The sequence below is a fragment of the Bacillus sp. LK2 genome, from assembly GCF_001043575.1.
Lineage (GTDB): Bacteria > Bacillota > Bacilli > Bacillales > Bacillaceae_G > Bacillus_A > Bacillus_A paramycoides.
On sequence record NZ_LDUK01000023.1, the window covers coordinates 1 to 7592 of the forward strand.

At 33.0% G+C, this 7592-nt stretch carries 3 protein-coding genes and 1 pseudogene; 3 read left to right on the forward strand and 1 reads right to left on the reverse strand.

Annotation, left to right across the window (positions count from 1 at the left end; all coding sequences use genetic code 11):
* A pseudogene (locus VK90_RS17325) lies at window positions 1–345 on the reverse strand (IS4 family transposase); the annotation flags it as partial.
* Between the two features lie 1478 nt (window positions 346–1823).
* On the opposite strand from VK90_RS17325, the gene VK90_RS17330 reads away from it, so the two are divergent.
* The 3 genes from VK90_RS17330 to VK90_RS17345 all read left to right on the forward strand — a co-directional run.
* On the forward strand, window positions 1824–4571 hold the full coding sequence (locus VK90_RS17330; protein WP_048374228.1) for a M4 family metallopeptidase: 2748 nt from the start codon (window positions 1824–1826) through the stop codon (window positions 4569–4571).
* 1544 nt (window positions 4572–6115) lie between these two features.
* Window positions 6116–6577, forward strand: coding sequence for a hypothetical protein (locus tag VK90_RS17340; RefSeq protein WP_048374229.1), 462 nt, complete (start codon window positions 6116–6118; stop codon window positions 6575–6577).
* Window positions 6578–6889: 312 nt separating this feature from the next.
* Window positions 6890–7592 (forward strand): RNA-guided endonuclease TnpB family protein (locus VK90_RS17345; protein WP_048374230.1); only part of this gene is annotated, 703 nt, incomplete at its 3' end.

Consider the following 7592-nt stretch of genomic DNA (forward strand, 5'->3'; position numbering starts at 1 on the left):
AGTATGAGAAATCTTAGATAGTCCTCCAATTTTAGCTTGTAGAAGTGTAGTGAATACAGTTCGAAAGAAGGCTACAGAAGCCGAGTTAAATCGCCGATTAAGTCCCTCAGGACTTAATAAAATTCCTGTTGAGGTTTCTAATTGACTACAAAGTTGAGTAAGAGAGGTAGTAGCAATTTGTTGATTTAACCATACACACAAAGATAAAAAATGGTGCCCATGGCACTTACGTTTTCGTTTCATTCCGCCTGCTTCTATAGCTAATTGATTAAGTGTAGCGGGAGACATATAGCGATATAACTCTTCGGCAAATAAAGACAACTCTTGTTTTTGATGCATATTCATAAAAAGCACGTCACCCTTTCTCATTAACATAAGAGAATAGTAACGTACTTTCAACTTCAAGAATAGTCTGAATCCTTAAGTTGATGGATGTGTGGCGTTACCCCATAAAGAAAAGACACCCTAAGGTGCCTTCCTCCGACTTGAACCATCTTAATTTTAATAATATTTATTGGACTCCCATCCAAATATTATTTTACGATGTTAAGTTATATTGTTCATTGAGGGGTACCGCTAGCATTTTGGAAAAACCCCACGCTAAGCAAAAAATACAATAAGCTGCCCATATGGACAGCTTATTTACATAATTATCGTTATAGGTAGTTATAGCGAATACATCTTGATCTTGAGTACTCTACATAAAAAGAAAAGGATAAAATGTAAATTTATCCAATTGTTAAAAGAAAGGGTAAAACTTTAAAAAATTTTATAAAGAAGTTAGGTGTTAATCTTATTGAAAATGTTATTTGGTATATTTCTTATTCTATTGGGAAGTTTGTTAATTGGTTTAACAGTTAATAGTTTTGGAGATATAGGCAATACTCTAATGAAAATAATAGGGATTATATGTGTTGTATTAGGTATCAGGACAATAATAAAAAAGAATAAAACATGAATATCCCATACATGTTTAGTAAACATAGCGTATCATATCTATCTAGAAACCTAGAAAAGCCCCTTCAGATTTTCTCAAGGGGCTTTTCGTTCATATAATCAGTGTTATCGGTAGTTAGGTCTCTTTAGTTGAATGGGAATGTTTTGATCCAGTAGAAGAATGCAAAACCTCCAGCTACAAATAAAGCAGCTAAAATGAATGTTATTAGAGGTATTTTATTTTTCATACTTCCCTCCCTTTTTTCCTAATTGTACCATTTAGAGAAAGTGATATGTTGTATAATTTTGATTGTATATGATATTCATAGAGAGTTAACATAACGTCCTATTATCGGTAGCAAGAAAAAGACGGATTCATACTCTCACAAGAAATCCGCCTTTTTCTTTTTCTATGACTCTATTCATTTTTTTATACATTCCTATCCTGGCGCGGTTTTAGGGTTCTCGTTTGTTACTGAATTAGCCAAAAAACTGTATAAAATCTTGCATGCTCTTAGGGGTCACCATATATGAGCACTACGTATTTGACATTCTCAATGACTAACATTACTTAACGTGGTAAAATAATATTTGGATGGGAGTCCAATGTTATTAAAATTAAAGTGGTTATCAAGTCGGAGGAAGGCACCTTAGGGTGTCTTTTCTTTTTAAAATATATAAGCGCACCATCCCTTTCCTAATAAGGGTCCCGCCACATCGCTATCAAGCTAAGATTTTAAAGTACCCCCTAAACAAAAAATTTGTGTTTTTATAGCACCGAAGTTCATTTTTATCGTTTTGGGTCAATTTGTTCTGCTAGGTTGATAGGCATGTGATGTTACCTTTTTATAAGCTTAATTTTTAGAAAATGATACGAGGTAAATATGATGAAAAATAAAAAAAGAACAGCTACAGTTGCATTAACAACAGGATTAGCTTTAACAGCTGTAACACCATATGGAGTAGGTCATGCAGAGGAAACAGATCAATTACAAGTTCAAATTCAGGAGGATTCGTTCCGTACAGGTGAACTTACACAACCATCACAAAAGGCACCAGAAAATGTAGTAAAAGATGCCCTTAAGGAACAGACAGAGCAAGCTTTGTCTCCAAAACAAGTGAATGGAGAAATAGGAGTAGATTATAAGGTTCTTCAAAAACGTGGTTCGTATGATGGGACTACACTTGTGCGTATGCAACAAACATATGAAGGAAAAGAAGTATATGGGTATCAATTGACTGCACACGTAGATAAAAAGGGTGTTATTAAAAGTGTTTCAGGGGATAGTGCGCAAAATTTAAAACAAGAAGATTTAAAGAAGCCTATTAATCTATCACAAGAAAAAGCGAAACAATATATTTATACGAGGTATGGGAATGATATCAAGTTTATTTCTGAGCCAGAAGTAAAGGAAGTTATTTTTGTTGATGAAAATAATGGACAAGCCAGTAATGCCTACCAGGTTACATTTACTGCAGCAACACCAAAATATGTATCTGGAACTTATTTAGTGAATGCACATAATGGTGAAATGTTAAAAAATATGGTACAAGAATCAGATTTAAAAGCAAGTGAGAAGCTTGTTGGTGCCTTAAAGGAAAGTAGTAAAAGCAATCTTACATCATTAACTGGAACAGGAAAAGATGCTTTCGGTATATCTCGTACATTTGGTATTTCTAAACAAAGTAATGAAAAATATTCACTTGCTGATTATTCAAGAGGGCAGGGAATTGAAACATATGATGTGAATTACAGAGATATTACTAAAGAGGAAAGCTATTATCCTGGCACACTAGCAACTAGCACTTCAACAACATTTAATGATTCAAAAGCGGTAAGTGCTCATTACTTAGCAACAAAAGTATTTGATTTTTATAAAGATAAATACAAGCGTAATAGTTTTGATAATAAGGGACAAAAAGTAGTTTCAGTTGTACACGCTTGGGATTCTGAAGATACGAATGATCCAAAAAATTGGAAAAATGCATTAAGTGCTAATATTAATAATAGTAGTATGCTTGTATATGGAGATCCTATGGTAAAGGCATTTGACGTAGCGGGGCATGAATTTACACATGCGGTTACATCTAGCGAATCCAATCTTGAATATTCCGGAGAATCTGGTGCGATTAACGAGGCGTTATCGGATATTATGGGGACGGCTATTGAGAAATATATAAACAATGGGAATTTTAACTGGACAATAGGAGAACAAACTGGATCAGTTTTACGTGATATGAAAAATCCATCTTCAATCAATTATTCAAATGGAGTACCATATCCAGATGATTATAGTAAATATAATAATTTAAATGGAGAGGATGATGGAGGCGTTCATTTCAACTCAAGTATTATTAATAAAGTTGCGTATTTAATTGCAAAAGGTGGCACTCATAACGGTGTAACTGTAAAAGGTATTGGCGAGGATAAAATGTTTGATATTTTCTATTATGCAAACACTGATGAATTAAACATGACTTCTGATTTCTCTGAATTGAGATCAGCATGTCTTCGAGTTGCAACAAATGAATATGGCGCGAACTCAGCTGAAGCTCAAGCAGTCCAAGAAGCTTTTGATGCAGCAAAAATCAAGGTAACAGTGAAAGAAAAAGAAAAGCCTGCGGAAAACCAAGCGCCGGAGTTAACTGTACCGTTTACAGCTACACTACATGTAGGTGATACGTTCGACCCGATGAGAGGTGTAAAAGCTGTTGATAAAGAAGATGGTGATTTAACAAATAGAGTAAAACATAAAGGCAATGTAGATACTTCTAAACCAGGTAACTACATTGTGGAGTACTCGGTTGTCGATTCCCAAGGGGTTAATGCAACGGCTACACAGACTGTAATTGTAGAGGGAAATGGAGAAACTCCAGATATGGAACCTAAATTAACAGTGCCTGTTGGAGCAACAATTAATGTAGGAGATTCATTCGCCCCAATGGCAGGAGTATCAGCTACTGATAAAGAAGACGGCGACCTTACTTCTAAAGTAACAGTTGATGGTAAAGTAGATACATCTAAAGCCGGTACTTACATATTAACTTACACTGTTACAGACACTAAAGGCCATGAAGTAACTGCGAAACAAACAGTAACGGTTAAAGCTGGAGAAGAAGTTAAAGATGAAAAACCAGTACTAAAAGTACCTGCTGAAACAACAATTATTGAGGGTAATCAATTCGCCCCAATGGCAGGAGTATCAGCTACTGATAAAGAAGGCGGTGACCTTACTTCTAAAGTAACGCATGAAGGAACTGTTGATACATCTAAAGCCGGTACTTATGAAGTAATATATAGTGTCAAAGATTCCGCAGGTAATGAGGTAACTACAATACAAAAAGTAGTTGTGAAAGATAAGGACAATGGTAACGGTTCTGATAACGGAAATAATGGTTTAGGCAACAATAACGGTTCTGATAATGGCAGTACTGGTACTAACAACAGCAATGTCTCTGATACTGGTAACAGTAATATCTCAAACAATAGTACTACTGATAAAAAAGAAGATACATATAAAGAGCTTCCAAAAACGGGTGCAAGTACAAATAACAGTGCAGCAATGGGTGTATTGATGGTTCTTGCAGGTATGGTTCTTTCTTTTGGTCGTAAATTTAGAAAGGTATTAAAATAATCGTAACTTATTGCAGTGAAGTGAACTACCCGCCACTTAGTAGCTCTTACGAGCTTACTTGAAGTGGGGGCTTCTCGGTTAGTCGTTACTTTTGATAGCTAACGAATTAGTCCTAAATTCATGCAATCTTGCATAAAGTCTTGTATACACTCACTATCATTTGGTATTCTAAAAAAGTAAAAACTATATGTTTTTTATTTCAAAAAACAATGTTTGTCGAGAGTAAACCATCTTAACTGTAATGACCAACTAAGGAATAGGGCAGAATCTGGATTCAGATTCTGCCCCTTTCTTTTTCACCTACAATCCAAGCAAAAAATAAAATAAAAAGAAGATCAAACCTGAAAAAACAATCTAGTTCGGTCTTCTTTTTATTTTAAATTCATTAATGATCGCTTTTTTTACATCACTATAAAATACCATTATCAACATTCCCAATATAGTTATAAAAAATTCAAGAATCGAAAACTTCAAATCAAAATTATGATGATAAATTGATTTGGTCTTACTATCTGTTCAAATTTTTTAACCATTAACATTAGCACTATCTAAAAAAAGAATTTGTAGTCCTTCTACAAGTTCTTTTTTGTTATAGGGAATAATTAATTTCCAATACATGTCTTAATGCCAAAACGTGATATTTCGTTGCCTTCCATATGCAATATTGCATATAAAAATACATTGATATAAATGTAAGCGCTTACTATAATAAAAATATAAAGATTCACCACATCTTAATACGAAAAAAGAGGAGGAAATAATATGGAAATCGCAATGACAGTTTTAAAATTTATAGGTGGAGCAATCCCATTCGTTCAAGAACTTTTAAAAGCATTTATGTAAATTCATTATTTAGCAATTATCTATAAAATTATCATAGCTTAATACGAACAAGAGGAGGAAATAATATGGAAATCGCAATGACAGTTTTAAAGTTTATAGGTGGAGCAATCCCATTCGTTCAAGAACTTCTAAAAACATTTATGTAAATTCATTATTTAGCAATTATCTATAAAACTATCATACTTTAATACGAACAAGAGGAGGAAATAATATGGAAATCGCAATGACAGTTTTAAAATTTATAGGTGGAGCAATCCCATTCGTTCAAGAACTTCTAAAAACATTTATGTAAATTCATTATTTAGCAATTATCTATAAAATTATCATACAAATGATCTGTATATCAAAAATAAATTGATGTGCAGATCATTTGTATGAGCAAAGTCCCTTTTGCATTATTAAGGAACTTTTTTTAAAATTTCTACATACCTAAGGTTCTGTCACATCAACATCAAGTTAAAAATTCAAAATTATCCTAAAACAAAAAAGAGTCCTATTAATTTAGGACTCTTTTTTTACTTTTTTCGAAAATAAACTTTTGAATAGAAATTTACTTTCAGAAAAATAATTAATCTTATTCAAAACTGTAAATACAAAAAGGCAAACAAAGAAAATCTATTTGTAATAAAAAGCCTAGCAAAACCGCATTATATATATTAAAATATCCTTATATTTCCAATGAGTGGGGTGAGGGACTTTTAATGAATAAGAAAAAAATAGGTTTATTAATTTTAGTAATCATTATTCTTTGGTTTGTATTTCCTCTTTCACCTTATTTAGCAGATTTAAATCATACAGAACAAAAGTTATATGATAAATTACAAAAATCCCAAGATATTTATACACTAAAAGAACAAAAACCTAAAACAATAGTAAGATTATATTTACATTCAATACAAGAAAAAGATTATGAAATAACTTATCTTTTCTATAAAAATGATAAAAAAATGACAGAGGAAAAGAAACAATTTTTAAAAGAAGCGCCTGAATTTCATAAAACAATTCTATCCTCTTTTAGATTTGCAAGATCATCTGTAGTAATAAACGAAGATTACAAGGATTCCGCAGCTATTAATATGCCCCCATGGATGGGTACCAACATTCAATTCTATATGTATAAAAAAAATGGAACATGGTTTATATACGACGTTCCTTTTCAATAATTAAATACTATATCTTAATGATTTATCAAAAAGAGTTCTGGAATCCCAGGATTCTTTTTATATTATATAAATATTAGATTGGAGGTTTTTTATCATTTTAGCCAAGAAGACTCCTTCCTCAAGGAACGTGAAGGGTCGCAGCCCAGTGAGTAGGTGGGAGATGAATTGGCTTCGGACAAGGGATGGCATAAAGCCATCTTAATTGTTTGACATATGTAAAGTGTTACTGGATAATTTGTCATTATCACTTCACTACCTATCGAATGTATGTTTGTTGTATAATAGACATATGTCGAACTGGAGGTGAAACCAATGATTATCAATAAAGCATATAAATTTCGTATATATCCAAATAAAGCACAAGCAACGCTAATCAATAAAACGATTGGTTGCTCTCGCTTTGTATTCAATCATTTCCTATCTCTATGGGATAACGCATACAAAGAAACAGGAAAAGGTTTGACATATGGTACATGCTCTGCCAAACTTCCTGCCATGAAGAAAGAGTTTGTTTGGTTAAAAGAAGTAGATAGTATTGCTATTCAGTCGTCTGTTCGCAACCTTGCGGATGCTTATACACGTTTTTTCAAAAAACAAAACAGTGCCCCGCGTTTCAAATCTAAGAAGAATAGCGTACAATCTTACACCACAAAACAAACAAATGAAAACATTGCCGTTGTAGGAAACAAAATTAAATTGCCGAAACTAGGTCTTGTTCGATTTGCCAAAAGTCGTGAAGTAAATGGACGTATTTTTAATGCTACGGTTAGACGGAACCCTTCTGGCAGATACTTTGTGTCATTGTTAGTAGAAACAGAAGTGCAAGAACTTCCGAAAACACATTCTTACATTGGAATTGATGTAGGACTAAAAGATTTTGCCATTTTGTCAGATGGAACAACCTATAAAAATCCGAAGTTTTTTCGATCATTAGAGGAGAAGTTAGCCAAAGCACAGCGTGTTCTTTCTAGAAGAACGAAAGGATCTTCTCGCTGGAATAAACAACGAATAAAGG

Bases quoted from the DNA above. Each gene is read 5' to 3' on its own strand.
- VK90_RS17330 (WP_048374228.1), top strand. From the start codon at position 1,824: ATGAAAAATAAAAAAAGAACAGCTACAGTTGCATTAACAACAGGATTA.
- VK90_RS17340 (WP_048374229.1), top strand. From the start codon at position 6,116: ATGAATAAGAAAAAAATAGGTTTATTAATTTTAGTAATCATTATTCTT.